This window comes from Microbacterium sp. UFMG61 (assembly GCF_015354505.1).
In the GTDB taxonomy this organism is placed as follows: Bacteria; Actinomycetota; Actinomycetes; order Actinomycetales; family Microbacteriaceae; genus Microbacterium.
In genome coordinates this window covers 106,243-132,601 of record NZ_JACAFP010000006.1, presented here as the reverse complement: position 1 = coordinate 132,601, position 26,359 = coordinate 106,243, and the positions used below count along the sequence as shown (strand labels likewise).

Genomic DNA, 26,359 nt, shown 5'->3' with positions numbered 1-26,359 from the left:
GGTCGCGCGCCCGCTGCACCGTCTTCGCGACGATCCCGTCGCCTGATCAGGAGGTCCCACCATGGCCGGACACCACACCAACGGAATCATCGATCCCCCCATCGACAACCTGCTCGACCGTGTCGACTCGAAGTACGAGCTGGTCATCTACGCCGCGAAGCGCGCGCGTCAGATCAACGACTACTACTCCGACCTGCACGAGGGCAACCTCTTCGACAACGTCGGCCCGCTGGTCGACTCGTCGGTCGAGGACAAGCCGCTCACCATCGCGCTCCACGAGATCAACGAGGACAAGCTCCGCCTGCGTCACGCAGAGTGACGTCCGATGACCGCACCGCCGACTGATGTCGGCGGTGCGGTCCATCATGGGAGCACCCCTTTCTGTCCGACCGATCCCGTCCTGGAGCCCAGATGAGCGCCCTGCGTCTGTTCACGTCCGAGTCCGTCACCGAAGGACACCCGGACAAGATCTGCGACCAGATCTCGGACAGCATCCTCGACGGACTCATCGCGAAGGACCGGGATTCCCGGGTCGCGGTCGAGACACTCGTCACCACCGGACTCGTCCACGTCGCGGGTGAGATCCGCACCGAGGCCTACGTCGACATCCCGACGATCGTCCGCCAGGTCGTGAACCGCATCGGCTACACGTCGAGCGACACCGGCTTCGACGGCGACTCGTGCGGTGTCAGCATCTCGGTGGGCGAGCAGTCGACCGACATCGCCCACGGTGTCGACAACGCGCAGGAGCACCGCGACGGATCCTCGGTGGATCCGCTCGACGGACTCGGCGCCGGCGACCAGGGCATCATGTTCGGCTTCGCGACGAACGAGACGCCGCAGCTCATGCCGATGGCGGCCTGGACGGCGCACCGCATCGCGGAGCGGCTGACCGAGGTGCGCCGTTCGGGCGCCCTGCCGTTCCTCCGCCCCGACGGCAAGACTCAGGTCACGCTCGGTTACGACGGATTCACCCCGAAGACGGTCGACGCGGTCGTGCTGTCGACCCAGCACCACCCCGACATCTCCCAGGACGACATCAAGGCGCAGGTGCGCGAGCACGTCATCGACCCGATCCTCGCGAGCACGGGCCTCGACCTCGACGACGTCACCTACTACATCAATCCCGCCGGTCCCTTCGTCACGGGCGGGCCGAAGGGCGATGCCGGACTCACCGGTCGCAAGATCATCATCGACACCTACGGCGGCGCCGCTCGCCACGGTGGTGGCGCGTTCAGCGGCAAGGACCCGTCGAAGGTCGACCGCTCCGGTGCCTACGCGACGCGCTGGGTCGCGAAGAACGCGGTCGCCGCGGGACTCGCCGACCGCCTCGAGGTGCAGGTCGCCTATGCGATCGGCGTCGCTCGGCCCGTCGGGCTCTACGTCGAGACCTTCGGCACCGGCAAGGTGTCCGACGAGGTCATCACCCGAGCGATCAACGAGGTCTTCGACCTCCGTCCGCAGGCGATCATCGACCAGCTCGACCTCCTGCGTCCGATCTACGCGCGCACGGCGGCCTACGGTCACTTCGGCCGTGAGCTGCCCGAGTTCACCTGGGAGCGCACCGACCGCGCCGAAGAGCTGCGCCGCGCTGCCGGTCTCTGATGTGACGGACGGTCGCGACGTGCCCGCGATGCCGATCGCGGGCACGAGTCGGCGCATCGCGCGCGTGCTCCTCGATTCACCGCTGCCTCAGCTCGATCGACTGTTCGACTACGCGCTGCCCGCAGACCTCGGCGATGTTCCCCCGGGCGTCAGGGTGCGCGTTCCTCTGCGCACGGCGGGAAGGGTCGTCGACGGCTACGTCGTCGAGCTCGACACCGAAGACGATGCCGATCGACCGCTGTCAGAGGTCGACAGCGTCGTCTCACTCGTGCCCGTCCTCCCTGATCATCTCTACCGACTCGCGAGAAGAGCCGCTGATCGGGCGGCCGGCTCGGCATCCGACGTGCTGCGGCTCGTGATCCCGAAACGGCAGGTGCGGGTCGAGAAGGCGTGGACTGCGGATGCTCCGCCGCCCGTGCCGTCGGACGATGCTCTCGCCGCCGCGCGCGACGTGATCGAGTCTTACGACGGACTGGAGGAGCTCCTCGAGCAGCAGGGGCGAGCGGCGGTCGAGGCGATCCCCGTCTTCCACGACGGCGAGCCGGGCTGGGCCGTTCTGCTGGCGTCAGTCGCTGCGCGAACCCTCGCGTCCGGCCGATCGAGCATCCTCGTCGTTCCGGACCACCGCGATCTCGATCACCTGCTCGCCGCACTCGCGCTCACGGTGCCGGCAGAAGCGGTCGCCCGATACGACTCGCGCCAGGCGAATCCCGATCGCTACCGCGCGTTCCTGCGCTCGCTCGAGGAATCGCCGTGCGTCGTCGTCGGCAATCGCTCCGCCGTCTACGCCCCTGTCCGGGCCGGAGTCGTCGCGGTGTGGGACGACGGCGATCCGCTGCTCGGCGAGCCGCTGGCGCCCTACATCAACGCGCGGGATGCTGCGCTGCTGCGTCAGGAGCAGGAGGATTCCTCTCTGCTCTTCGTCGGACACACGCGCACGACCGACGTCGAGCGCCTCGTCGCCCACGGGTGGCTGCAGGATGTCCGCGCCGCACGCCGCGTGCTGCCCCGGGTCGTCTTGAGTACACCGCAGGAGATGGATGCGCCGACGGCTCAGCGCATGCCGTCGTCCGCGTTCCTCTCCGCACGCAACGCGGCCGCCGAGGGCCCTGTGCTCGTTCAGGTCTCCCGCCCCGGCTTCGCGCCCTCGCTCGTATGCGCGGAGTGCAGGGCACCGGCGAGATGCGCGCACTGCGGGGGGCCTCTCGGTGCGAAACACCACGGCGCTGTGCCGGTCTGCGCATGGTGTGGACGAGGCGCGCGAGCCTGGACGTGCCCGGCGTGCTCCTCGACGAAGCTCCGGCTCGCGTCATCGGGAAGCGAGCGCACCGCCGACGAACTGGGGCGGGCGTTCCCCGGCATCCGCGTGATCGTCGCCGACAGCGCGCACCCGGTCGAACGCGTCGACGACAAGCCCTCGCTCGTCGTCGCCACACGAGGCGCCGAGCCACTCGCCGAGGGCGGCTATCGGGCGATCGTGCTGCTCGACGGCGCACGGATGCTGCAGGCGCCCGACCTTCGCATCGGCGAAGCATGTCTGCGCTGGTGGTCGAATGCCGCCGCGCTCGCGGCTCCGGGCGCGCCGATCCACCTCGTGGGGGTCGACGGCAGCATCGCCAGGGCGCTCGCGACCTGGAATCAGGCGGGCTACGCGCGCGGAGAGCTCGCCGAACGGGCACCGCTCCACATGCCGCCGGCCGCTCGGGTCGCGCTGGTCGAGGGATCCACCGCTGCGATGGGGCGTGCTCTCGCGTCCCTGACCGAGCTCGCGCTGCCTCCCGATGCTGTGCTCGGCCCTGTTCCTGTCGAGTCCGACGACTATCCGCCGCGGGTGCGTGCGCTCGTGCGCTTCGAGTACGGTGCGGGTGCGCGTGTGGCCGCGGCACTGAGAGCCGCGGTGGTGGCCGAGGCGGTCGCCGCGCGCAGGGGGAAGGGCAAGTCGACTCGCATCGCGCTCACGGTTCGGCTCGATATCCTGGATCCGGAGCTCTGAGAGCACGGCGCCCTGGTCGTACCGCTCGTCAGTCCTCGTCCGATCACCCCGCATCCCTCCGGAGCACCTTCATGCGTCTCGTCTTCGCCGGCACACCGTCGGCCGCCGTTCCCACCCTCCGCCGCCTCGCGGCAGAGCATGACATCGCCGCGGTCGTCACCCGCCCGGACGCCCCGATGGGCCGCAAGCGGGTGCTGACCCCCTCACCGGTCGCTCAGGTCGCCGACGAGCTCGGACTCCGCCTCATCAAGGCGGCGCGTCTCGATGAGGCGGCGACCGCGTCGATCGCGGAGCTCGACGCTGAGCTCGGTGTGATCGTCGCCTACGGAGGACTCGTGCGGGAGCCGCTGCTCTCGACCCCGTCGAAGGGCTGGATCAATCTGCACTTCTCGCTTCTGCCCGAGTGGCGGGGAGCCGCTCCGGTGCAGCGTGCGCTGATCAACGGAGATGCGCGACTCGGTGCCAGTGTCTTCCAGCTCGTTCCGGCACTCGACGCAGGCGATGTCTTCGCCGTGCGCGTCGTCGAGGTCGCCGCGGAAGCCACGGCTGACGTCGTGCTCGAGACACTCGCCGTCGAGGGGGCCGATCTGACCGCGGAGGTCGTGTCGTCGATCGCCGACGGTACGGCCGTCGCCGTCCCTCAGAGCGGGACCCCCACCGTTGCACCCAAGCTCGCCCTCGATGACGGCGCACTCGACTGGAACGAGCCGCTGGCCCGGGTGTTCGCCAGGTACCGCGGTGTGACCCCGGAACCGGGCGCGCACACGACCGTCGACGGCCTGCGGCTGAAGATCCTCGAGGCGGCGCCGTCGAGTGATTCGCCGCGTCAGGATCCGGGCGCGATCTCCGCGACGAAGACCGCACTTCTGATCGGCACCGCTTCCGAGCCGCTCGCTGTCACGCGGGTGCAGCCGGCGGGCAAGGGGGCGATGAACGCGGTCGACTGGTGGCGCGGTCAGCGCGACACCGAGAACCTGCGAGCCGGCGCATGAGCGGCGACAGGTCACGCGACGACTCGTCCGGACGACAGCGAGGCGGCCGGTCCGGCGGTGGACGCCCTCACGGGGGTCACGCTCGCAGTCCTCAGAACCGCGACGGTCGTCCGCGGGAGCCCCGGCGCACGGAACCCCGGCGCGCAGAACCTCGGCGCGCAGAACCTCGGCGCTCAGTGCAGCCCGCTCGCCAGGTCGCATACGACGTTCTCCGCGCAGTGTCGGAGTCGGATGCCTATGCCAATCTGATCCTTCCGCCGGCGATCGCGGAGGCCCGGCTCGACCCCCAGGATGCCGCGCTGGCAACCGAGCTCGCGTACGGCACGCTGCGCCGCCGTGGGACCTACGACGCGATCATCGCGGTGGCCGCCGATCGTCCCGCCGATGAGATCGACTCGGCCGTCCTCGACGCGCTGCGACTCGCGACCCATCAGCTTCTCGCGACGCGCGTCGCGTCGCACGCGGCCGTGAACGAGTCGGTGAACCTGGTCGCCGCGGCGAAGGGCCGCGGTGCATCCAGCTTCGCGAATGCGGTGCTGCGCCGAATCTCTCGGGAGACCCCGGGGGAGTGGGAGCGGCGCATCGAGGACTCGGCGCGTTCCGATGATGAGCGTCTGGCACTGCGCTCGGCGCACCCCGTCTGGGTGATCCGGGCCCTGCGTCGCGCTCTGGCCGCCGAGGGCCGAGTGCACGAGCTCGACGATCTCCTCGAGGCCGACAACGCGTCACCGGAGGTGACCCTCGTCGCACTCCCGGGTCTCGCCGAGCCGGGGGAGCCGCGTCGCCCCTATGCGCCGACCGCCTACGGCTCTCCGGGCGGCGACCCGCATCGCGTCATCGCGGCATCCGGCGGCACCGTGCGCGTCCAGGACGAGGGCTCGCAGCTGGTGGCCCTGGCGGTCGCCGCGGCCGCGCCGATCCGTGAGGGCGAGCGCTGGCTCGACCTGTGCGCAGGTCCGGGAGGGAAGACCGCCTTGCTCGCCTCGATCGCGCGCGAGCACGACGTCGCGCTCGAGGCGAACGAGGTGGTTCCCACCCGCGCGCGCCTCGTGCGCAACGCCCTGCGCGCCGTACCGGGAGATGTGATCGTGCATGAGGAGGACGGTCGCTCCTTCGGTTCCACACGCCCCGGTGCATTCGATCGCATCCTGGTCGACGCACCGTGCACGGGTCTCGGCGCTCTCCGGCGTCGCCCGGAGGCGCGTTGGCGCAAGACGCCCACCGACGTCGCCGAGCTCGTCCCGCTCCAGGTCGAGCTTCTGGACTCCGCCCTCGACGCCCTCGCCCCCGGCGGCATCGTGGCCTACGCGACCTGCTCGCCGCACCTCGCCGAGACGAGCGGTGTGGTGTCCGAGGTCCTCCGCGGTCGCACGGACATCACCGAGCTCGACGCCCGAGCCGTACTCGCCGGAGTCACCGATTCGCCGATCGATCTCGGCGACGACGGCTCCGGACGCGTGCAGCTCTGGCCGCATCGCCACGGCACCGACGCGATGTTCCTCGCACTGCTCCAGCGCGACTCGACGGATCCGCGCGACGCGAGCGCGGAAGAGAGAGACTAGACACGTGGAACTGCCCCGCGCACCGCGCATCAACCCCAGCATCCTGGCCGCCGACTTCGTGAACATGCAGCGCGATCTCGCGAAGATCGCCTCTGCCGACTTCGCGCACGTCGACGTGATGGACAACCATTTCGTGCCGAACCTCACCTTCGGTCCGCAGATGGTCGAGCGGATCCAGGCCACCAGCCCGATCCCGCTCGACGTGCACCTGATGATCACCGATCCCGAGCGGTGGGCACCGGGCTACGCCGAACTGGGTGCCGCGAGTGTCACGTTCCACCTCGAAGCGGCCGCCGACCCGATCTCGCTCGCGCGCACGCTGCGCGGCATGGGTGCGCGCGCAGGCGTCGCCATCAAGCCCGATACTCCCGCAGAGGGGCTGTACAGCGTGCTCGAGGAGTTCGATCAGATCCTCGTCATGACGGTGGAGCCCGGATTCGGTGGCCAGGGGTTCATGCCCGAGACCATGCCGAAGCTGCGCGCACTCGCCGACGAGGCGAAGCGCCGCGGGTCGAACGTCTGGCTGCAGGTCGACGGCGGAATCTCGGATGCGACGATCGAGGCCGCCGCAGCCGCGGGCGCCGACACCTTCGTCGCCGGATCCGCCGTCTACGGCGCCGATGACGTCGAGGCGGCCGTCACTCGGCTCAGGGACCGCGCCAGAGCCGCTAGCCTGGAATCGTGAAGACTTTCGACGAGCTGTTCGCCGAGCTCAGCGTCAAGGCCGAGACCCGACCCGAGGGATCGGGCACGGTCGCAGAGCTCGACGGCGGCGTGCACACCATCGGCAAGAAGATCGTCGAAGAGGCCGCCGAGGTCTGGATGGCCTCCGAGTACGAGTCCGACGAGGCCGCGGCCGAGGAGATCTCGCAGCTGCTCTACCACGTGCAGGTGATGATGATCGCGAAGGGCCTGAGCCTGCAGGACGTCTACCGACATCTGTGAAGCGCTCCGCCCCACTCGCTTCGATCTGAAGGTTTTCCATGCTGCGCATTGCTGTTCCCAACAAGGGCTCTCTCTCCGAGACGGCCGCCGACATGCTCGCGGAGGCCGGCTATGCCGGTCGTCGTGACCCCAAGACCCTCCACGTCGTCGACACCGACAATGACGTCGAGTTCTTCTACCTCCGCCCCAAGGACATCGCGACGTACGTCGGTTCCGGTGCCATCGACGTCGGGATCACCGGCCGTGATCTGCTTCTCGATGCCCGCATGCCCGGTGCGCGCGAGATCGAGGCGCTCGGCTTCGCGGGCTCGACCTTCCGTTTCGCGGCGCCGTCCGGTCGATACACCGACGTCTCCGAGCTCGACGGCCTGCGCATCGCGACCTCGTACCCCGGGCTCGTCGACGCCTTTCTCGACGAGCGCGGCATCGCGGTCGACCTCGTGCCCCTCGACGGCGCGGTCGAGTCGGCGGTCCGCCTGGGTGTTGCCGATGCTGTCGCCGACGTGGTCGAGACGGGGACGACTCTCCGCCAGGCCGGCCTCGACGTGTTCGGACCGGTGATCCTCGAATCCGAGGCCGTCCTCATCGCAGGGCCTCACGATGCCGAGGGCTCGGAGACGCTGCTGCGTCGCCTGCGCGGTGTCATGGTCGCCCGCCGTTTCGTGATGATCGACTACGACCTGCCGCTGGCTCTGCTCGACGACGCGGTGAAGATCGCGGGCGGCATCGAGTCGCCGACCGTGTCGCCGCTGCGTGATCCCGAGTGGGTGGCTGTGCGGGTCATGGTGGCCCGGTCACGGGTCAATCCCGTCATGGACGCGCTCTACGCTCTCGGCGCCCGTGCGATCCTCGTGACGGCGATCCACAACGCGAGGCTCTGATGACGCTCGCGAGCCGTGTCATCCCGTGCTTGGACGTCGCTGACGGCCGGGTCGTGAAGGGCGTGAACTTCGAGAATCTCCGCGACATGGGAGACCCCGTCGAGCTGGCGCGGCACTATGCGGCGCAGGGTGCCGACGAGATCACCTTCCTCGATGTGACGGCCACGGTCGATGCGCGCGCCACGACGTACGACGTCGTGCAGCGCACCGCAGAGCAGGTGTTCGTGCCCCTGACCGTCGGCGGAGGGGTGCGCAGCGTCGACGACGTCGCGCGGCTGCTGTCCGTCGGTGCCGACAAGGTGGGCGTCAATTCCGCCGCGATCGCCCGCCCCGAACTGATCGGCGAGATCGCCGACCGCTTCGGCGCGCAGGTGCTCGTGCTGTCGCTCGACGTCAAGCGCGCCGACACGACGGCCTCGGGCTTCGTGGTCACCACGCACGGCGGCAGGACGCAGACCACCCTCGACGCGCTCGACTGGGCGCGCGAGGCAGTTGAGCGCGGCGCCGGCGAGCTGCTCGTGAACTCGATCGATGCCGACGGCACCCGCGACGGGTTCGACCTCGCACTCGTGCGCCTCATGCGTGAGGCCGCCTCGGTACCGGTCATCGCCTCCGGGGGTGCGGGCAAGGCCTCGGACTTCGCTCCGGCGATCAAGGCCGGGGCGGATGCCGTGCTCGCGGCGAGCGTGTTCCACACCGGCGCGCTCACGGTCGGCGATGTGAAGGACGCCCTCCGGGCGGAAGGAGTGCTGGTCCGATGAGCGACGTCGAGACGCGCATCGCGCAGGTCGTCTTCAACTCCGACGGACTGGCCCCGGTCATCGTCCAGCAGTGGGACACGAACGAGGTCCTCATGCTCGCGTGGGTGAACGACGAAGCTCTGCGGCGCACGCTCACGACGGGGCGGGCCGTGTACTGGTCGCGTTCCCGGAAGGAGTACTGGCGCAAGGGCGACACCTCGGGTCACATCCAGGTCGTGCACGAGGCACGGCTCGACTGCGACGGCGACGCGATCCTGCTGCGGGTCGATCAGACGGGCCCCGCCTGCCACACCGGCACCCGCACGTGCTTCGACTCCACCGACCTCGACGCCGTCGAGGGAAGCGCATCGGCATGAGCCTCGCGCGCAGGGGGCGTTCGATCGCCGTGACCGGGTTCCTCGTGGCCGGCGCGATCGGCATCATCTCCTCCACGCAGACCTGGCTGACGGTCGAGCGTGCCGATGCGGGCGAGGCGATCCTCGTGCCCGGCGCCTCCGCGCTCCCTCTGCTCGCACCCCTGAGCCTCGCGGTTCTGGCGCTCGGTCTCGCACTGTCGATCTCCGGGCGAGTGGTGCGTCTGGTCTTCGGCGTGCTCGCCGCGGCGACGGCGCTCTTCCTGGGCTGGACGACGCTGCAGCTGCTCACCTCGGAGCCGCTCGGAGCCGTCGCGCCGACGGTGACCGAGACGACCGGACTCGCCGGCAGCGCCGCCATCGCCGACGTGGTCGCGGGGATCGAGGTGTCGGCATGGCCCTATGCCACGCTCGTGGGGTGGGTGGTGCTGCTCGTCGCCGCGGGCGTCGTGCTGTTCACCTGGCGCGGGTGGAAGTCCGGCGGGCGTCGCTACCGCACGGATGCCGCACACGAGGCCCACAGCACCGGCCCCGTCGATGCGATCGATTCCTGGGACGACCTGTCCCGCGGAACCGATCCGACGCGGTGACCCCGATAGACTGAGACAGATCCCGCACGTCGTCCCCGGAGGAGACCATGACCAACCCGATCGCTGACCCCGGCCACGGACACTCGCCTGCTGCCTGGACGGCCGTGATCATCATGCTCGCCGGCTTCACGCTCGGCACGCTGGCCTTCTGCCTCGCCGAGTTCAGCCCGATCTGGGTCACCCTGGTCTGGGTGTTCGCCGCGCTGATCCCGATCGGTGCGCTCGTCGGCTGGGCGATGGCCAGGGCCGGCTACGGCGTGAAGGGCCCCAAGTACCAGCCGAAGGCGCACTAGTGGTTCTCGCCGACCTCACGGCCGGCGCAGTCGCAGACGCTGAGCGTCGCGCTCTCACCCGGCCCATCGCCGAGGTCGAACGCGACGCTCTGGCGCGTCCTGCCGCCAAGGACGCCGTCGCCGCACTCGCCCGCGCTGAGCACGTCAAGATCATCGCCGAGGTCAAGCGCGCGAGCCCCTCGCGGGGTGCGCTGGCCGAGATCCCCGATCCAGCGCTGCAGGCCTCGCGGTACGAGACGGGCGGGGCCTCCGCGATCAGCGTGCTGACCGAGGAGCGCCGCTTCGGCGGCAGTCTCGCCGACCTCGAGGCGGTCACCGCGCGGGTCTCGCTGCCCGTACTCCGCAAGGATTTCATCGCGACCCGGTATCAGGTGCTCGAGGCCCGCGCCGCGGGTGCAGACCTCGCCCTGCTCATCGTCGCGGGCATCGAGCCGGCCGTGCTGCGAGACCTGTTCGGATTCATCATCGAGCTCGGCATGACACCGCTGGTCGAGACGCACTCCGCCGATGAGCTCGAGGCGGCCATCGATCTCGGAGCACCGCTGATCGGTGTGAACGCCCGTGATCTGAAGACCCTCGAACTCGATCGCGATCTCTTCGGTCGTCTCGTCGACCGCATCCCGGACACCGCGATCAAGATCGCCGAATCCGCGGTCCTCACCCCTGCAGACGTCACGCATTACCGCTCCGCGGGCGCTGACGTCGTCCTGATCGGGGAGGCGCTCGTGACGGGCGACCCGATCGCCACACTCAAGAGCTTCCTGGAGGCGTGATGAGTCTGCGAGACCAGCATGGTCCACTGTTCGGTGACTACGGCGGGCGGTACATGCCCGAATCGCTGATCGCCGCGATCGACGAGCTCTCGGCCGCGTATGCCGATGCGATCGTCGACCCGGTGTTCCGCGACGAGCTGGCGTCGCTGCTCAGCTCCTACGCCGGACGCCCGTCGCCGCTCACCGAGGTCGCGCGGTTCGCGGAGCACGCCGGCGGTGCACGCGTCTTCCTCAAACGGGAAGACCTCAACCACACCGGCTCGCACAAGATCAACAACGTGCTGGGCCAGGCGCTGCTGACCAAGCGCCTGGGCAAGACCCGCGTGATCGCCGAGACCGGCGCCGGTCAGCACGGCGTGGCCACGGCCACGGCGGCCGCGCTGTTCGGCCTCGACTGCACGATCTACATGGGCGAGGTCGACACCGAGCGCCAGGCGCTGAATGTGGCGCGGATGCGTCTGCTCGGTGCCGAAGTCGTGGCCGTCACCTCTGGGTCACGCACTTTGAAGGACGCGATCAACGACGCCTACCGGGACTGGGTGGCGAGCGTCGAGACGACCAACTACATCTTCGGCACCGCGGCGGGACCGCATCCGTTCCCGGCGATGGTGCGCGACTTCCAGAAGATCATCGGCGAAGAGGCGCGTCAGCAGCTGCTCGACGAGGTCGGCCGACTTCCCGACGCCGTCGTCGCGTGCGTCGGGGGCGGCTCGAACGCGATCGGCATGTTCGACGCCTTCCTCGACGACGAGGGCGTGAAGCTGTACGGGGTCGAGGCGGCCGGCGATGGCGTCGACACTCCTCGGCATGCGGCGTCCATCGAGCGCGGGCGCCCCGGGATCCTTCACGGAGCGAAGACCTACGTCTTGCAGGACGAAGACGGCCAGACGATCGAGTCACACTCGATCTCCGCCGGTCTCGACTACCCGGGCGTGGGGCCCGAGCACTCCTGGCTCGCCGACATCGGTCGCGCCGAGTACATCCCGGCGACCGACGACGAGGCCATGCAGGCGCTGCGGCTGCTCAGCCGCACCGAAGGCATCATCCCGGCCATCGAGTCCGCGCACGCCCTCGCGGGCGCCCTGCGCCTCGGTCGCGAACTGGGGCCCGACGCGGTTCTCGCCATCTGCCTGTCGGGCCGCGGCGACAAGGACATGGACACGGCGGCGCGCTACTTCGACCTCTACGACGCCGAGGCGCTCGCGCACGACGTCGCCGACGAGAGCGACGCCGAGGCAGCCGCGTCGAAGGGGGAGCCGGAACTGTGAGTCGTGTCGAAGAGGCGATCGCCGCAGCCCATGCGGCCGGTCGCAGCGCATTCGTCGGATACCTCCCTGTCGGGTTCCCCGACCTCGAGACGAGCATCCAGGCTGCGATCGCCCTCGCCGAGAACGGCGTGGACATCATCGAACTCGGCCCGCCGTACAGCGACCCGGTGATGGACGGGGCGGTGATCCAGGAAGCCACCACCGCGGCTCTCGCGAACGGTTTCAAGATGAAGGATCTCTTCACCGCCGTGCGAGCGATCACGGATGCGACCGACGTGCCGGTGCTGGTCATGACGTATTGGAACCCGGTGTTCCAGTACGGCGTCGACCGCTACGCAGACGACCTGCTGGCGGCCGGCGGGGCAGGACTGATCACTCCCGACATCACGCCCGACGTGGCAGGGGAGTGGATCGCCGCGAGCGAGCGCACCGGCCTCGATCGCGTCTTCCTCGCAGCGCCCACCTCGACCGACGAGCGCCTCGAGCTCGTCGTGAAGTCATCGACCGGATTCGTCTACACGGTCTCGACCATGGGCATCACCGGAGAGCGCACGGAACTCGATCGCGCGGCGCGCACCCTCGTCGGTCGCCTGCGTGAGCACGGCAGCATCCGAGCCTGCGTCGGGATCGGCATCTCGACGGCCGAGCAGATCGCCGGAGTCTCCGAGTACGCCGACGGCGCGATCGTCGGCACCGCGCTGGTCCGCGCTCTCCGCGACGGCGGCGTCCCCGCCCTCGCCGAAGTCACCCGTAACCTGGCGGTCGGCACGTCGTCGGCACGCCCCGCACACGAGAACTAGAATCGCACTCATGTCCCTCGCGCTTCACAGCACCTTCAGCGGCGTGCTCGCCAGCATCCCGAGCCCCCCGGTCTCGTACATCGACCTCGGCCCGCTCCGGATCCATTTCTACGCGCTCTGCATCATCGCCGGCATCATCGCCGCCGTGCTGCTGACCAACCACCGCCTCACCAAGCGCGGGGCAGAGCCGTGGGTGGTGATCGACATCTCGATCCTCGCCGTGCCGCTGGCGATCATCGGGGCGCGCATCTTCCACGTGCTGACTCACCCGAACTTCTACTTCGGCGAAGGCAAGAACACCTGGAACCCCTTCGAGCCGGGATCCGTCTGGGCCATCTGGGAGGGCGGCATCGCGATCTTCGGCGCCCTGATCGGTGGCGCCGTGGGCGCCTACCTGGGATGCCGCTGGACCGGCATCCGCTTCTGGACCTTCGCAGACGCGCTCGCTCCGGGCCTGCTGCTCGCCCAGGCGATGGGACGTTTCGGCAACTGGTTCAATCACGAGCTGTTCGGCCTTCCGACCGACCTGCCCTGGGGACTCGAGATCGAGTCCGACAACAGCGCCTTCCCTCCCGGATTGCCCGAGGGCACGCTGTTCCACCCGACATTCCTGTACGAAGTGATCTGGAACCTCCTGGGCGTCGTGGTCCTGCTCTGGCTGAGCCGCAAGGCGACCGCATTCCAGTGGGGCAAGCTCTTCGCGATCTACCTCATCTGGTACAGCGCCGGTCGCGTGGTGTGGGAGTCGATCCGCATCGATCCGAGCGAGATCATCCTGGGCCTGCGCAGCAACGTCTGGGCTGCGATCATCGGCATCATCGTGGGTCTCGCCATCCTCATCGTCCAGTCCCGTCGCCACCCGGGTCTCGAGCCGTCGCCGTACCAGCCCGGCCGCGGACGGAAGGATCTGGACGCTGATGTAGAATCGCAGAACAATACCTCCGACTTCGTGGACCTGAGTGAGCCTCCGTCCGAAGAAGTCGCCGCAGGAGCCAGCGCCACAAGCACCGCTCCCACGGACACGCAAGGCTCCCGATAGCCGAACGGTCCGTGCGGACCCCATCGCATCCACCCGGCCAATGACGCCCCCGGGTCATCCGAAGATCTGAGGACGGTACTGGTGTATTTTCAGCCTCCCTACGGCGCCTCCGGCGCTTATCCGCCGAAGCAGGGCATGTACAACCCGGCGTTCGAGAAGGACGCCTGCGGCCTGGCCATGGTCGCGACCCTGCGTGGCGAGCCCGGCCACGACATCATCGCGCTCGCGCTCGAAGCGCTGCGCAACCTGGAGCACCGCGGTGCGATCGGCTCCGATGCCGGCACCGGTGACGGCGCGGGCATCCTGACGCAGATGCCGGATGCATTCCTGCGGGCGGTCACCGATTTCGAACTGCCCCCGGTCGGCGAGTACGCCGCGGGTCTGGCGTTCCTGCCGCGTGACTCGAGCGAGCGCCGCCAGCAGAAGGCCGGGATCGAGAAGATCGCCCGCAGCGAGGGCCTGCGCGTCCTCGGATGGCGCGAGGTCCCGACGGTCAACGAAAACCTGGGCAAGCTCGCCGACGAGGCACGCCCCGCCTTCGAGCAGCTCTTCGTGAGCGCGGGGGGAGCCACGCATTCGCAGGCGCCCCTCACGGGCATCGCACTCGACCGCGTCGCCTACCGCCTGCGCAAGCGGGCCGGTCACGAGCTCGGCGCGTACTTCGTGTCGCTGTCCGCCCGCACCCTCGGGTACAAGGGCATGGTGACGACTCTGCAGCTCGAGCCGTTCTACCCCGACCTGCAGGACGAGCGCTTCATGTCCGAGCTCGCGGTCGTGCATTCGCGCTACTCGACCAACACCTTCCCGTCGTGGCCGCTCGCTCAGCCGCTGCGCATGCTCGCCCACAACGGCGAGATCAACACAGTGGGCGGCAACCGCAACTGGATGCGGGCGCGCCAGTCCCAGCTCGAGTCCGAGCTGCTCGGCGACGTCGCCCCTCTGCTGCCTATCTGTACCGACGGCGCCAGCGACTCGGCCTCGTTCGATGAGGTGCTCGAGCTGCTGACCCTCACGGGCCGCAGCCTGCCGCACGCCATCATGATGATGGTTCCCGAGGCCTACGAGAAGCAGTCCGACATCTCGCCCGAGCTCCGCTCCTTCTACGAGTACCACTCGAACCAGATGGAGCCGTGGGACGGGCCGGCCGCGCTCATCTTCACCGACGGCACGCTCGTCGGCGCCACGCTCGACCGCAACGGCCTTCGCCCGGGTCGCTGGACCGAGACGACCGACGGACTGATCGTGATCGGATCCGAGACCGGAGTGCTGACCTTCGAGCCGGAGCGCATCAAGCGTCGCGGCCGGCTGCAGCCCGGCAAGATGTTCCTCGTCGACACCGCGCAGCGGCGCATCATCGAGGACGAGGAGATCAAGCACGATCTCGCCACGATGCACCCGTGGCAGGAGTGGCTCGATGCCGGTGCCGTGCGTCTGGCCGATCTGCCCGAGCGCGAGCACATCGTGCACCCGCCGGCGTCGATCACCCGACGCCAGCGCACCTTCGGCTACACCGAAGAGGAGATCCGCATCCTTCTGACCCCGATGGGCCAGAACGGCATCGAGCCGCTCGGCGCCATGGGGTCGGACACGCCGATCGCCGTGCTCAGCAAGCGTCCGCGCCTGCTCTTCGACTACTTCACGCAGCAGTTCGCGCAGGTGACGAACCCGCCGCTCGACTCGATCCGCGAAGAGGTCGTCACGAGTCTGAAGCTCGGTCTCGGCCCCGAGAGCAACCTGCTCGCCTGGGGTCCGGACCACACGCGTACCGTGTCGCTCGACTTCCCGGTGATCGACAACGACGAGCTCGCGAAGATCCGCCACATCGACAAGGCCCTGCCCGACAGGTCGAGCGTCACCATCCGCGGGCTGTACCACTTCGACGCCGGATCGAACACGCTCGAGCAGCGTCTCACCGAGATGTGCACCGAGGTCGACGAGGCGATCGCACAGGGCGCCGAGTTCATCATCCTGTCGGACCGCGACTCGAATAAGGACCTGACGCCGATCCCGTCGCTGCTCATGGTGTCGGCGATCCACCACCACCTGATCCGGCGCGAGAACCGCATGAAGGTCGGTCTGATCGTCGAGGCCGGCGATGTCCGCGAGGTCCACCACGTCGCGACGCTGATCGGCTACGGCGCATCGGCGGTCAACCCGTATCTCGCGATGGAGACGGTGGAGCACCTGGTGCGCACCGGATACATCACCGGCATCAGCCCCGAGAAGGCCGTCCGCAACCTGATCTACGCGCTCGGCAAGGGGGTGCTCAAGATCATGTCGAAGATGGGCATCTCCACGGTGTCGTCGTACGCAGGTGCGCAGGTCTTCGAGGCCGTGGGCCTGAGCGAGGAGTTCATCGACCGGTACTTCACGCGTACCGAGTCGAAGCTCGGCGGCATCGGCATCCACGAGATCTTCATCGAGAACCAGGCTCGTCACGACTACGCCTACCCCGAAGACGAGGCGGCGCGCGCGCACGAGCGTCTGTGGACGGGTGGCGAGTACCAGTGGCGCCGCGACGGTTCACCGCACCTCTTCAGCCCGGAGACCGTCTTCAAGCTGCAGCACTCGACGCGGGAGAGGCGTTACGACGTCTTCCGCGAGTACACGAAACTGGTCGACGACCAGGCATCCGAGCTCAAGACGCTCCGTGGACTCTTCACGCTGCGCACGGGCACGCGTAAGCCCGTGCCGATCGACGAGGTCGAGCCGGTCTCTTCGATCGTCAAGCGATTCTCGACCGGTGCGATGAGCTACGGCTCGATCTCGAAGGAAGCGCACGAGACGCTCGCGATCGCCATGAACAGCATCGGCGGCAAGTCCAACACCGGCGAGGGCGGTGAGGACAACGACCGACTCGTCGACCCGGAACGCCGCAGCTCGATCAAGCAGGTCGCCTCCGGTCGCTTCGGTGTCACGAGTCTCTACCTGACCGAGGCCGACGACATCCAGATCAAGCTCGCTCAGGGCGCGAAGCCCGGCGAGGGCGGTCAGCTGCCCCCGCAGAAGGTCTACCCGTGGGTGGCCCGGACGCGTGGAGGCACGCCCGGTGTCGGTCTCATCTCGCCGCCGCCGCACCACGACATCTACTCGATCGAGGACCTCAAGCAGCTCATCTTCGACCTGAAGAGGGCGAACCCCGAGGCGCGAATCCACACCAAGCTCGTCAGCCAGTCGGGCATCGGCGCGGTGTCGGCGGGTGTCGCCAAGGCACTCAGCGACGTCATCCTGGTCTCCGGCCACGACGGCGGAACCGGCGCGAGCCCGCTGAACTCTCTCAAGCACGCGGGGACCCCGTGGGAGCTCGGCCTCGCCGAGACCCAGCAGACGCTCATGCTCAACGGCATGCGCGACCGCGTCGTGGTGCAGGTCGACGGCCAGCTCAAGACCGGCCGCGACGTGATCATCGGCGCTCTGCTCGGCGCCGAGGAGTTCGGTTTCGCGACCGCGCCTCTCGTCGTGAGCGGATGCATCATGATGCGCGTCTGCCACCTCGACACGTGCCCCGTCGGCGTGGCCACCCAGAACCCGGTGCTGCGCGAGCGGTTCAGCGGCAAGCCCGAGTTCGTCGTGAACTTCATGGAGTTCATCGCCGAGGAGGTGCGCGAGCATCTCGCCGAGCTCGGCTTCCGGTCGATCGATGAGATCGTCGGCCGAGCAGAGCTCATCGAGGTCGACGCTGCGGTGGATCACTGGAAGGCCGAGGGGCTCGACCTGAGCCCGGTGCTCGATGGGCCGGCGTTCCCGGCGAGCGAGCCGCGTCGCAGCCGCCGCACGCAGGATCACGAGCTCGAGAAGCACTTCGACGTGCAGCTGATCGACATCGCGAAGAACGCGCTGCTGAACGGCGAGCCGGTCGTCGCCGAGCTGCCGATCGCGAACACCGAGCGCGCCGTCGGCACGATGCTGGGCCACCAGGTGACCTCACGCCACGGAGCGGCGGGTCTGCCTCGCGGCACGATCGACGTCACACTGCACGGCACCGCCGGACAGTCACTGGGCGCGTTCCTCCCGTCCGGGATCGTCCTGCGTCTCGAGGGCGACTCCAACGACTACGTCGGCAAGGGTCTCTCGGGCGGTGACATCTCGATCCGCCCGCCGCGCGGCTCGAAGATCGTCCCACACGAGAACGTGATCGCCGGCAACGTCATCGGCTACGGCGCCACCGCGGGGACCATGTTCCTGTCCGGTGTCGTGGGTGAGCGGTTCCTGGTCCGCAACTCCGGTGCCACCGCCGTCGTCGAGGGCGTGGGAGACCACGCGCTCGAGTACATGACGGGTGGCGTCGCGGTGATCCTCGGAACCACGGGTCGCAACCTGGGCGCAGGAATGTCCGGGGGAGTGGCCTATATCCGCTCCCTCGACACCGGCAAGATCAACGCGCAGTCGCTCAGCAGCGGAGAGCTTCTGCTCGAGCCGCTCGATCGCGCCGACCTCGAAGTGCTCCGCAGCCTGATCGCGGAGCACGTGGAGCGCACGGCGTCGCCGCTCGGCTCCGACATCCTGGCGCGATTCGAAGAGGTCGCCGGCCAGTTCACGAAGGTGCTTCCTCGCGACTACGCCGCCGTGCGCAGCATGCGCGACGAAGCAGTCGCCGAGGGCATCGACCCCGATGGCGACATCGTCTGGAACCGCATCCTGGAGGTGACCGGTGGCTGACCCCAAAGGCTTTCTGAAGACCACGGAGCGCGAGCTCCCCAAGCGTCGCCCCGTGCCTGTCCGCATCATGGACTGGAAAGAGGTGTACGAACCGGGGGACCAGGCGGTTCTTCGACGGCAGGCGAGCCGCTGCATGGATTGCGGAGTGCCGTTCTGCCACTCGGGATGCCCTCTCGGCAATCTGATCCCCGAGTGGAACGACCTCACCTGGCGCGGCGAGGGCCGCGCGGCGATCGACCGGCTGCACGCGACCAACAACTTCCCGGAGTTCACGGGTCGTCTGTGCCCGGCCCCCTGCGAGAGCGCCTGCGTACTCGGCATCAACCAGCCTCCGGTGACGATCAAGCAGATCGAGGTCTCGATCATCGACGAGGCCTTCGCCAAGGGCTGGGTCGAGCCGCAGCCTCCCGCACGCCTGACCGGCAAGACGGTCGCGGTCGTCGGGTCGGGCCCTGCGGGCCTCGCAGCCGCGCAGCAGCTGACCCGCGCCGGGCACACGGTCGCGGTCTTCGAGCGTGACGACCGCATCGGCGGCCTGCTCCGCTACGGCATCCCCGACTTCAAGATGGAGAAGGGTCAGCTCGAGTCCCGCCTCCGTCAGATGCAGGAAGAGGGCACGCGCTTCCGCGCCGGGGTCGAGATCGGCAAGGACATCTCCTGGGCCGATCTCCGCGCCCGGTACGACGCGGTCGTCGTGTCCACCGGGTCCACGGTTCCTCGCGACCTCTCGATCCCGGGCCGTGACCTCGACGGCGTGCATTTCGCCATGGAGTACCTCGTCGAGTCGAACCACGCGGTCGCCGGTGACAAGGTCACCGAGCAGATCTCGGCAGAGGGCAAGCACGTGATCGTCATCGGCGGTGGCGACACCGGCGCGGACTGCATCGGCACCGCGCACCGCCAGGGCGCGCTGAGCGTGACGAACCTCGCGATCGGCAAGCAGCCCGGCACCGAGCGCCCGGGGCACCAGCCCTGGCCGATGATGCCGACGGTGTTCGAGGTGCAGTCCGCCCACGAAGAGGGCGGTGAGCGCGTCTTCCTCGCGTCGACGGTCGAGTTCCTGTCGAACGACGTCGGCGAGGTGCGGGCGCTGCGCGTCGCGGAGACCGAGTACATCGACGGACGCCGCGTGCCCAAGAGCGGCACCGAGCGCGAGATCCCTGCAGACCTCGTCCTGATCGCCATGGGCTTCACCGGGCCCGAGCAGGACGGGTTCACCGACGACGTCCGCCCGCAGATGACCGAGCGCGGTGCGTTCCAGCGCGCGGACAACTACGAATCGACCGTCCCCGGCGTGTTCGTGGCCGGCGACGCCGGTCGTGGGCAGTCACTGATCGTATGGGCGATCGCCGAAGGCCGTGCAGCTGCGGCGAACGTCGACCGATTCCTCATGGGAACGACCGTGCTGCCCGAGCCGGTGCGCCCGCATGAAGTCGCTATCGGCCTCCAGCCCGCGTAGGCTGAGCGGCGGCACCGTCGCCTGATTTCCATCCCCCACTACCCTGGAGCAATCTTTGAGACGCGCGAAAATCGTCGCCACCCTGGGACCCGCCACCTCCACGTATGAGACCGTACGTGCACTCATCGACGCCGGCGTGGACGTCGCCCGTCTGAACCTCAGTCACGGCGACTACTCCGTGCACGAGAACAACTACGCGAACGTGCGTCGCGCAGCCGACGACGCCGGTCGCGCCGTCGCGATCCTGGTCGACCTGCAGGGTCCGAAGATCCGCCTCGGCAAGTTCGAAGCCGGCCCCTACGAACTCGCCAAGGGCGACATCTTCAAGATCACCACCGAAGACATCATCGGCAACAAGGAGATCTGCGGCACGACGTTCAAGGGCCTTCCCCAAGACGTGAAGCCCGGTGACTTCCTGCTCATCGACGACGGCAAGGTGCGCGTCGAGGTCGTCGAGACCGACGGCGTCACCGTCACGACGAAGGTCATCGTGGCGGGTGCCGTATCGAACAACAAGGGCATCAACCTGCCCGGCGTCGCCGTCAACGTGCCCGCTCTGAGCGAGAAGGACGAGGAAGACCTCCGCTGGGGCCTGCGCATCGGTGCCGACCTCATCGCTCTGTCGTTCGTCCGCAACGCGGCAGACGTGAGCCGCGTGCACGAGATCATGGCCGAAGAGGGCGTCAAGGTCCCCGTCATCGCCAAGGTCGAGAAGCCCCAGGCCGTCGACGCGCTCGAGGAGATCGTCGACGCGTTCGACGCGATCATGGTCGCCCGTGGCGACCTCGGTGTCGAGCTTCCGCTCGAGGCCGTGCCGATCGTCCAGAAGCGCGCCGTCGAGCTCGCGCGTCGCATGGCGAAGCCGGTCATCGTCGCGACGCAGATGCTCGAGTCGATGATCAACAGCCCCGTGCCGACCCGTGCCGAGACGTCCGACGTCGCGAACGCGGTGCTCGACGGCGCGGACGCCGTGATGCTCTCGGGCGAGACCAGCGTGGGCGACTACCCGGTCGTCGTGGTCGAGACCATGGCCCGCATCATCGAGTCGACCGAGGAGCACGGTCTGGAGCGCATCGCGCCTCTGACGACCAAGCCCCGCACGCAGGGTGGAGCGATCACTCTCGCAGCTCTCGAGGTCGCCGAGTTCGTCGAGGCGAAGTACCTGTGCGTCTTCACGCAGTCGGGCGATTCGGCTCGCCGCCTCTCGCGCCTGCGCTCGCGCATCCCCATGATCGCTTTCACTCCCGAGCCGAACATCCGTCGTCGCATGGCGCTGACCTGGGGCATCCAGTCGAACCTCGTCGACATGGTGCAGCACACCGACCTGATGTACCTGCAGGTCGACGACTACCTGCTCAGCAACGGTCTCGCGGCCGAAGGCGACAAGGTCGTCGTGATCTCCGGGTCCCCTCCCGGAATCGTCGGCTCGACCAACGACATCCGCGTCCACAAGGTGGGCGACGCCGTCAACGGCGCTGCTCCCATCTACAAGGAGGCGACCGTCTGATCAGACGGACAGCGAAGGGGCGGAGCCACGGTTCCGCCCCTTCGGCGTATCCGCACATCGCCGTGTGGCGACGTCTGTCGTGGTGGATCGCGGACTACGCGTATGCCGCGTACTGGCAGGTGCGTGCGGCGTTCGGGCGCCGTGACCCCGCCGACTTCCGCACCGGCGTGCTGGTGCCGGTCATCATCATCCCCGGGGTCTATGAGACGTGGCGGTTCATGCAGCCGCTCGTGACCGTGCTGCATGGTCGCGGCCACCCGGTACATGTGGTGGAGACCCTGTCGAACAACCGACGCCCCGTTCTCGAGACCGCGCGGCTCGTCACCGAGGTGATGGTGGCCCACGGGATGACGGATGCGGTCATCGTCGCGCACAGCAAAGGTGGCCTCGCAGGCAAGGCGGTCATGACCGGCGCCGAAGGTCGTCGAGTGCGCGCCATGGTCGCGGTGGCCGCGCCGTTCGGCGGGTCTCGCTACGCGCGACTCTTCCCGGCGCGCTCCGTCCGCGCGTTCGCGCCATCCGACCCCGACCTCCTGGAACTCGCGCGCAGGCGCGAGGTCAACGACCGGATCGTCTCCGTATACGCCTCGTTCGACCCGCACATTCCGGAGGGCAGCGAGCTCGCAGGGGCAAGGAAGAACGTGCGTCTGGATACCGGCGGACACTTCCGCATCCTCGCGGATCCGCGGGTCTTGGACGAGATCGCCGCACTCGCGGAGACATGATGGCGCAGCGTTCCGCTCCCGAGATCCATACAACTTCCATGTGGAGGTTTCTGGTAATCTGAGCGACGACGACGCCGGTCGTCAGCGATCGCACAACGAAGGAAGGTCACCGTGGCCCTGCCAGAAGCCTCAGTCCAGCTGTACACACTCGCAGCGGAGTTCTCCGCCGACATGGAGGGATCGCTCGAGAAGCTCGCGGCGATCGGTCTGCGCAACGTCGAGGCGTTCGACTTCGTTCGTCGCCCCGACGAGATCCGTGCCGCGCTCGACGCCGCCGGACTCGCATCTCCCACCGGCCATGCTCCGCTCCTCTCCGACGAGCTGTGGACGCCGGACGGATCGATTCCCACCCCCGCTCCCGAGGTCGTCTTCGAGGCCGCCGCCAAGGTCGGCATCACGACCGTCATCGACCCGTTCGTCGCACCCGAGCGCTGGTTCACGCTCGAAGGGGTCACCGACATCGCCGACCGACTGAACGCACTCGTCGAGACTGCGGCCGGGTTCGGGCTCGAGGTCGGCTATCACAATCACGCGCAGGAGTTCGTCGAGAGCTTCGACGGCGAGACCGCCTTCGAGCGCTTCGCGGCACTCACCGACGACCGCGTGGCGATCGAGCTCGACCTGTACTGGGCGCTCGTCGGCGGACAGGACGTGTCTGCGCTCGTCTCCCGTCTCGGCGACCGGCTCGTGGCGGCACACGTCAAGGACGGCGTCGCGCCCGCGAGCAACCCGTTCGCGCCGGGCGCTCCCGAGTTCGGATCCGACGCCCTCGATCAGCGTCATGCCGGCACGGGTGAGGTTCCTCTCGCCGATGCTCTTCGCGCCGCATCCGACCTGAAGTACGCGATCATCGAGTACGACAACGCTCCGGGCGACGTCTTCGCCGACATCGCTGCGAGCTACTCGTTCCTGATCGAGGGCGGGTTCGCACGATGAGCGCGGTCGGCATCGGAATCATCGGCGTCGGAGTCATCAGCGACACCTACCTCGAGAACCTCTCGTCGTTCCCCGACGTCGAAGTCCTGGTCGTCGGCGATCTGCTGGAGGATCGCGCTCAGGCTCAGGCCGAGAAGTACGGTGTACCCGCGTTCGGCTCTGCAGCCGACGTGCTGGCGCACCCGGGAGTCGACCTCGTCGTCAACCTCACGATCCCCGCCGTGCACATCGAGGTCTCCCGCGCGGCGATCGCCGCCGGCAAGCATGTGTGGACCGAGAAGCCGCTCGGCCTCGACCGGGCCGGCGCTGCCGAGCTCCTGCGCGAGGCCCAAGAAGCCGGACTGCGGATCGGTTCGGCGCCCGACACGCTGCTCGGCCCCGGCTTCCAGGCCGCACGGCGCGCCATCGAAGACGGCGTGATCGGTCGGCCGCTGTTCGCGCAGACGGTCTTCCAGACGCAGGGCCCCGACCTGTGGCACCCGAGCCCGGCCTTCCTCTTCGCCGAGGGGGCAGGACCGCTCCTCGACATGGGGCCGTACTACTTCTCGGCGCTCGTCAGCCTGCTCGGGCCCGTCGACCGAGTGTCTGCCGTCGGCTCCAAGGCACGCGAAGAGCGCGAGATCCACGCCGGACCGAACGCAGGCACCACGTTCCCGGTCGAGGTCCCCTCGACGATCCAGATCGTCACGGCGTTCGAGGCGGGCGCACAGGCGCAGAGCCTGCTGAGCTTCGACTCGGCACTCGAGCGTCACGGCATCGTCGAGATCCACGGCACCGAGGGCACGATCGTGATCCCCGACCCGAACACCTTCGCGGGCCGGATCGCCTATGTGAAGCCTCTCGGCGTGATCCGCGACGGGATGTCCTTCACGCAGGAATGGATCGAGATCGAGCACGAGGACATCGAAGTCGGACGCGGCCTGGGCGCACTCGACATGGTGCGCGCCATCGCCGAGGGGCGTCCGCACGTCGCGTCCGGCGAGCTCGGGTTCCATGTCCTCGATGTGCTGCTCTCCGCACAGGAGGCTGCTGCGACGGGGACCACGGTCGTCGTCGAGAGCACGGTCGCTCCCGTGCCGCTGCTGCCCGTGGGCTTCGACCCGTTCGCGGCGACTCTCTGACGCCACCTGGCACCATCCCAGGCCCTCAGGTCCCCGGCAGCGCCCGGTGACCTGAGGGCCTGGTCATGTCGTCCGAGCGTGCGTGCCCCGGCTCGGTCGGTCGCGCGATCGTTCGGTCGGTGAACGCTCAGCCCCGAGCGAGAAGACGATCGAGCATCTCGAGTGCGGCTTCGTGGTCGACCGACGGGTCGAGGAGCCACTGGGTCTGCAGGCCGTCCGACGCAGCGATCACGAGCGCCGCGACGAGAGCCGGGTCGAGATCGTCGCGAAGCTGCCCCGACCCCTGCATCACGCGCACGCGCTCCGCCATCTCCGCTCGGAGCCGCGAGAAGCGCTGGGTCGCGAACTCGTGGGCGACCGGATGATTCTCCTCGAGTGCGGTCGTCACGAGCATGGAGTACAGCTGCACGAGTCCCGGAATCGACTGGTTCTCCTCGGCCGATATCCGCATCATCATCGCCGGGCTCAGATCGGGCGGCTTCGGCGCCTCATCGTCGGTGCGTCGCTCGGATTCCCGATACACGGCGACGAGCAGCTCCTCGAGTGAGCCGAAGTAGTGCGTCAGGGCGGCGTGTGTGACGCCCACTTCCTCCGCGATCGCCCGGAGTGTCGTCTTCTTGGAACCGCGACGGGCGAACACCTCGATCGCCTTGTCGAGGATCTCCTGGCGCCGCGCGATGCCTTTGGCATACCGTCCCCGAGCGCGGGGTGCACCGGGGGAGGGATCAGTCATGTCCCGATGATACCGAGGGCGACGTGCAGCATTCTGCGACCGTCGCGTCATAGTCGTGCTTCTCGGCGGTCTTTGTCTGTGGGTGCGGCCGGCGACGCGGTCGCGCCGCGCGTCGGCACCCGTCGGACGTGCCGACCAGAGAGGACAGGCCGATGAGTGATCCGGCACGGGCTCGCCTCCGCCATCGGTTCCGAGCCGAGACGACTCTCGCCGCGGTGCTTCGCGACTTCGCCGCGGTGGGCCTCCCGAGGGAGCCGCTCACCGCGCGCATCGAGGTGGGGGAGCACGACGCGCTGACCGCGCATGTCGAGGTGGCCGGCCGCCCTCTGCGCGTGTGTGCCGAGCAGCCGCAGCGTCTTGCGGTGGCCGTCGCGTCATTCCTGCAGGAGGGCGAGTTCCTGCGCGGCAACGAGTGGCCGAACATCCCGGGGTTGGGACTGCTGCGCCCGCTCGTGCTCGGCGAAAGAGCGGTGTGGGCACTCCCCGACGGCGATGCACTCTGCGAGATCGGCGCTCTCTTCGAGCCAGAGCCGCAGCCCGTTCTCAAGGGCGACTGAGTGTGCCGGCGGTGGGACTCGAACCCACACGCCCTCTCGGACAAAGCATTTTGAGTGCTCCGCGTCTGCCATTCCGCCACGCCGGCTCGTGTGTCGCGAGTTCGACCCTATCGCAGGACGCGCGGCCGAGCGGCCACACCCACGGCCTTCAGGAACGCCGGCGGCGCTCTCCAGTAGGATGGAGTCGTGACCGAGCAAGAACAGGCAGCTGAGCAGCCCACGGCATCCGCACCCCGACGTGTCGTCGTCGCCGAAGACGAGTCGCTGATCCGTCTCGACATCGTCGAGATCCTTCGCGACAACGGCTTCGACGTGGTCGGTGAGGCCGGTGACGGCGAGACCGCGGTCGCGCTCGCGACCGAGCTGCGCCCCGACCTGGTCATCATGGACGTGAAGATGCCCCAGCTCGATGGCATCAGTGCCGCCGAGAAGCTGCACAAGGGCAACATCGCTCCCGTCGTCCTCCTCACGGCGTTCAGCCAGAAGGAGCTCGTGGAGCGTGCGAGCGAGGCCGGCGCCCTGGCGTACGTCGTCAAGCCGTTCACGCCGAACGACCTGCTTCCCGCGATCGAGATCGCGCTGGCCCGCCACGAGCAGATCATCACGCTCGAGGCCGAGGTCGCCGACATGGTCGAGCGCTTCGAGACCCGCAAGCTCGTCGACCGGGCCAAGGGCCTGCTGAACGAGAAGATGGGGCTGTCGGAGCCCGAGGCGTTCCGCTGGATCCAGAAGGCGTCGATGGATCGCCGCCTCACGATGCAGGACGTCGCGAAGGCGATCATCGAGCAGCTCGCTCCGAAGAAGTAG

Annotated in this window: 25 protein-coding genes and 1 tRNA gene; 24 read left to right on the top strand and 2 right to left on the bottom strand. The window is 68.6% G+C overall.

Going from position 1 to position 26,359, the window contains the following annotated elements; all coding sequences use genetic code 11:
• The first annotated feature begins 61 nt into the window (after positions 1-61).
• The 22 genes from rpoZ to IXW21_RS08815 all read left to right on the top strand — a co-directional run bounded on the left by rpoZ (position 62) and on the right by IXW21_RS08815 (position 24,262).
• Positions 62-319 carry a DNA-directed RNA polymerase subunit omega gene (gene rpoZ / locus IXW21_RS08920; protein ID WP_042536631.1) on the top strand — a complete coding sequence of 86 codons (258 nt, stop codon included), beginning with the start codon at positions 62-64 and terminating at the stop codon, positions 317-319.
• 92 nt (positions 320-411) lie between these two features.
• Positions 412-1,605 carry a methionine adenosyltransferase gene (gene metK, locus IXW21_RS08915; RefSeq protein ID WP_194763908.1) on the top strand — a complete coding sequence of 398 codons (1,194 nt, stop codon included), beginning with the start codon at positions 412-414 and terminating at the stop codon, positions 1,603-1,605.
• A gap of 28 nt (positions 1,606-1,633) precedes the next feature.
• Entirely contained in the window at positions 1,634-3,598 is a 1,965-nt protein-coding gene (locus tag IXW21_RS08910; protein WP_194764041.1) for a primosomal protein N', read from the top strand.
• A gap of 71 nt (positions 3,599-3,669) precedes the next feature.
• Positions 3,670-4,590, top strand: a complete 921-nt coding sequence (gene fmt / locus IXW21_RS08905) for a methionyl-tRNA formyltransferase (protein ID WP_194763907.1) — start codon at positions 3,670-3,672, stop codon at positions 4,588-4,590.
• Positions 4,591-4,766: 176 nt separating this feature from the next.
• Complete coding sequence (locus IXW21_RS08900; RefSeq protein WP_194763906.1) at positions 4,767-6,152, top strand: RsmB/NOP family class I SAM-dependent RNA methyltransferase; 1,386 nt, start codon at positions 4,767-4,769, stop codon at positions 6,150-6,152.
• Positions 6,153-6,156: 4 nt separating this feature from the next.
• Positions 6,157-6,837, top strand: a complete 681-nt coding sequence (rpe, locus tag IXW21_RS08895; RefSeq protein WP_194763905.1) for a ribulose-phosphate 3-epimerase — start codon at positions 6,157-6,159, stop codon at positions 6,835-6,837.
• Positions 6,834-7,097 (top strand): phosphoribosyl-ATP diphosphatase, encoded by a 264-nt coding sequence (locus IXW21_RS08890; protein WP_042536637.1) that lies wholly within the window; start codon positions 6,834-6,836, stop codon positions 7,095-7,097. The genes rpe and IXW21_RS08890 overlap by 4 nt, the downstream gene beginning before the upstream one ends.
• Before the next feature lie 38 nt (positions 7,098-7,135).
• Entirely contained in the window at positions 7,136-7,978 is an 843-nt protein-coding gene (gene hisG, locus IXW21_RS08885; protein WP_194763904.1) for an ATP phosphoribosyltransferase, read from the top strand.
• Entirely contained in the window at positions 7,978-8,739 is a 762-nt protein-coding gene (gene hisF, locus IXW21_RS08880; RefSeq protein WP_194763903.1) for an imidazole glycerol phosphate synthase subunit HisF, read from the top strand. The genes hisG and hisF overlap by 1 nt, the downstream gene beginning before the upstream one ends.
• Positions 8,736-9,095: a phosphoribosyl-AMP cyclohydrolase gene (gene hisI, locus IXW21_RS08875; RefSeq protein WP_194763902.1), complete on the top strand. Its 360-nt coding sequence runs from the start codon at positions 8,736-8,738 to the stop codon at positions 9,093-9,095. Before hisF ends, hisI begins: the two co-directional genes overlap by 4 nt.
• Positions 9,092-9,682, top strand: coding sequence for a Trp biosynthesis-associated membrane protein (locus IXW21_RS08870; RefSeq protein WP_194763901.1), 591 nt, complete (start codon positions 9,092-9,094; stop codon positions 9,680-9,682). The genes hisI and IXW21_RS08870 overlap by 4 nt, the downstream gene beginning before the upstream one ends.
• A 47-nt stretch (positions 9,683-9,729) precedes the next feature.
• Entirely contained in the window at positions 9,730-9,975 is a 246-nt protein-coding gene (locus IXW21_RS08865) for a DUF6704 family protein (RefSeq protein ID WP_194763900.1), read from the top strand.
• Positions 9,975-10,748, top strand: coding sequence for an indole-3-glycerol phosphate synthase TrpC (gene trpC / locus IXW21_RS08860; protein ID WP_194763899.1), 774 nt, complete (start codon positions 9,975-9,977; stop codon positions 10,746-10,748). Before IXW21_RS08865 ends, trpC begins: the two co-directional genes overlap by 1 nt.
• The gene (gene trpB, locus IXW21_RS08855) at positions 10,748-12,016 is read left to right on the top strand and encodes a tryptophan synthase subunit beta (RefSeq protein ID WP_194763898.1); all 1,269 of its coding nucleotides are present in this window, start codon (positions 10,748-10,750) and stop codon (positions 12,014-12,016) included. Before trpC ends, trpB begins: the two co-directional genes overlap by 1 nt.
• The gene (trpA, locus tag IXW21_RS08850) at positions 12,013-12,816 is read left to right on the top strand and encodes a tryptophan synthase subunit alpha (RefSeq protein WP_194763897.1); all 804 of its coding nucleotides are present in this window, start codon (positions 12,013-12,015) and stop codon (positions 12,814-12,816) included. The genes trpB and trpA overlap by 4 nt, the downstream gene beginning before the upstream one ends.
• 10 nt (positions 12,817-12,826) lie before the next feature.
• Positions 12,827-13,855: a prolipoprotein diacylglyceryl transferase gene (gene lgt / locus IXW21_RS08845; RefSeq protein ID WP_194763896.1), complete on the top strand. Its 1,029-nt coding sequence runs from the start codon at positions 12,827-12,829 to the stop codon at positions 13,853-13,855.
• Between the two features lie 135 nt (positions 13,856-13,990).
• Positions 13,991-18,514, top strand: coding sequence for a glutamate synthase large subunit (gene gltB / locus IXW21_RS08840; RefSeq protein ID WP_194764040.1), 4,524 nt, complete (start codon positions 13,991-13,993; stop codon positions 18,512-18,514).
• Positions 18,507-19,973 carry a glutamate synthase subunit beta gene (locus IXW21_RS08835; RefSeq protein WP_194763895.1) on the top strand — a complete coding sequence of 489 codons (1,467 nt, stop codon included), beginning with the start codon at positions 18,507-18,509 and terminating at the stop codon, positions 19,971-19,973. Before gltB ends, IXW21_RS08835 begins: the two co-directional genes overlap by 8 nt.
• A 55-nt stretch (positions 19,974-20,028) precedes the next feature.
• Positions 20,029-21,480, top strand: a complete 1,452-nt coding sequence (gene pyk / locus IXW21_RS08830) for a pyruvate kinase (protein WP_194763894.1) — start codon at positions 20,029-20,031, stop codon at positions 21,478-21,480.
• A 62-nt stretch (positions 21,481-21,542) separates the two neighbouring features.
• The gene (locus tag IXW21_RS08825; RefSeq protein WP_323742201.1) at positions 21,543-22,205 is read left to right on the top strand and encodes an alpha/beta hydrolase; all 663 of its coding nucleotides are present in this window, start codon (positions 21,543-21,545) and stop codon (positions 22,203-22,205) included.
• A 111-nt stretch (positions 22,206-22,316) separates the two neighbouring features.
• Positions 22,317-23,141 carry a sugar phosphate isomerase/epimerase family protein gene (locus IXW21_RS08820; RefSeq protein ID WP_194763893.1) on the top strand — a complete coding sequence of 275 codons (825 nt, stop codon included), beginning with the start codon at positions 22,317-22,319 and terminating at the stop codon, positions 23,139-23,141.
• The gene (locus IXW21_RS08815) at positions 23,138-24,262 is read left to right on the top strand and encodes a Gfo/Idh/MocA family protein (protein WP_194763892.1); all 1,125 of its coding nucleotides are present in this window, start codon (positions 23,138-23,140) and stop codon (positions 24,260-24,262) included. Before IXW21_RS08820 ends, IXW21_RS08815 begins: the two co-directional genes overlap by 4 nt.
• A 127-nt stretch (positions 24,263-24,389) precedes the next feature.
• On the opposite strand, the gene IXW21_RS08810 is transcribed toward IXW21_RS08815, so the two are convergent.
• Positions 24,390-24,995 (bottom strand): TetR/AcrR family transcriptional regulator, encoded by a 606-nt coding sequence (locus IXW21_RS08810; protein WP_194763891.1) that lies wholly within the window; start codon positions 24,993-24,995, stop codon positions 24,390-24,392.
• Positions 24,996-25,147: 152 nt separating this feature from the next.
• Here IXW21_RS08810 and IXW21_RS08805 point away from each other — a divergent pair, with 152 nt between their 5' ends.
• Positions 25,148-25,552: a hypothetical protein gene (locus tag IXW21_RS08805; protein ID WP_194763890.1), complete on the top strand. Its 405-nt coding sequence runs from the start codon at positions 25,148-25,150 to the stop codon at positions 25,550-25,552.
• Between the two features lie 3 nt (positions 25,553-25,555).
• On the opposite strand, the gene IXW21_RS08800 is transcribed toward IXW21_RS08805, so the two are convergent.
• Positions 25,556-25,638, bottom strand: a tRNA-Leu gene (locus IXW21_RS08800).
• 100 nt (positions 25,639-25,738) lie between these two features.
• On the opposite strand from IXW21_RS08800, the gene IXW21_RS08795 reads away from it, so the two are divergent.
• The gene (locus IXW21_RS08795) at positions 25,739-26,359 is read left to right on the top strand and encodes an ANTAR domain-containing response regulator (protein ID WP_067118227.1); all 621 of its coding nucleotides are present in this window, start codon (positions 25,739-25,741) and stop codon (positions 26,357-26,359) included.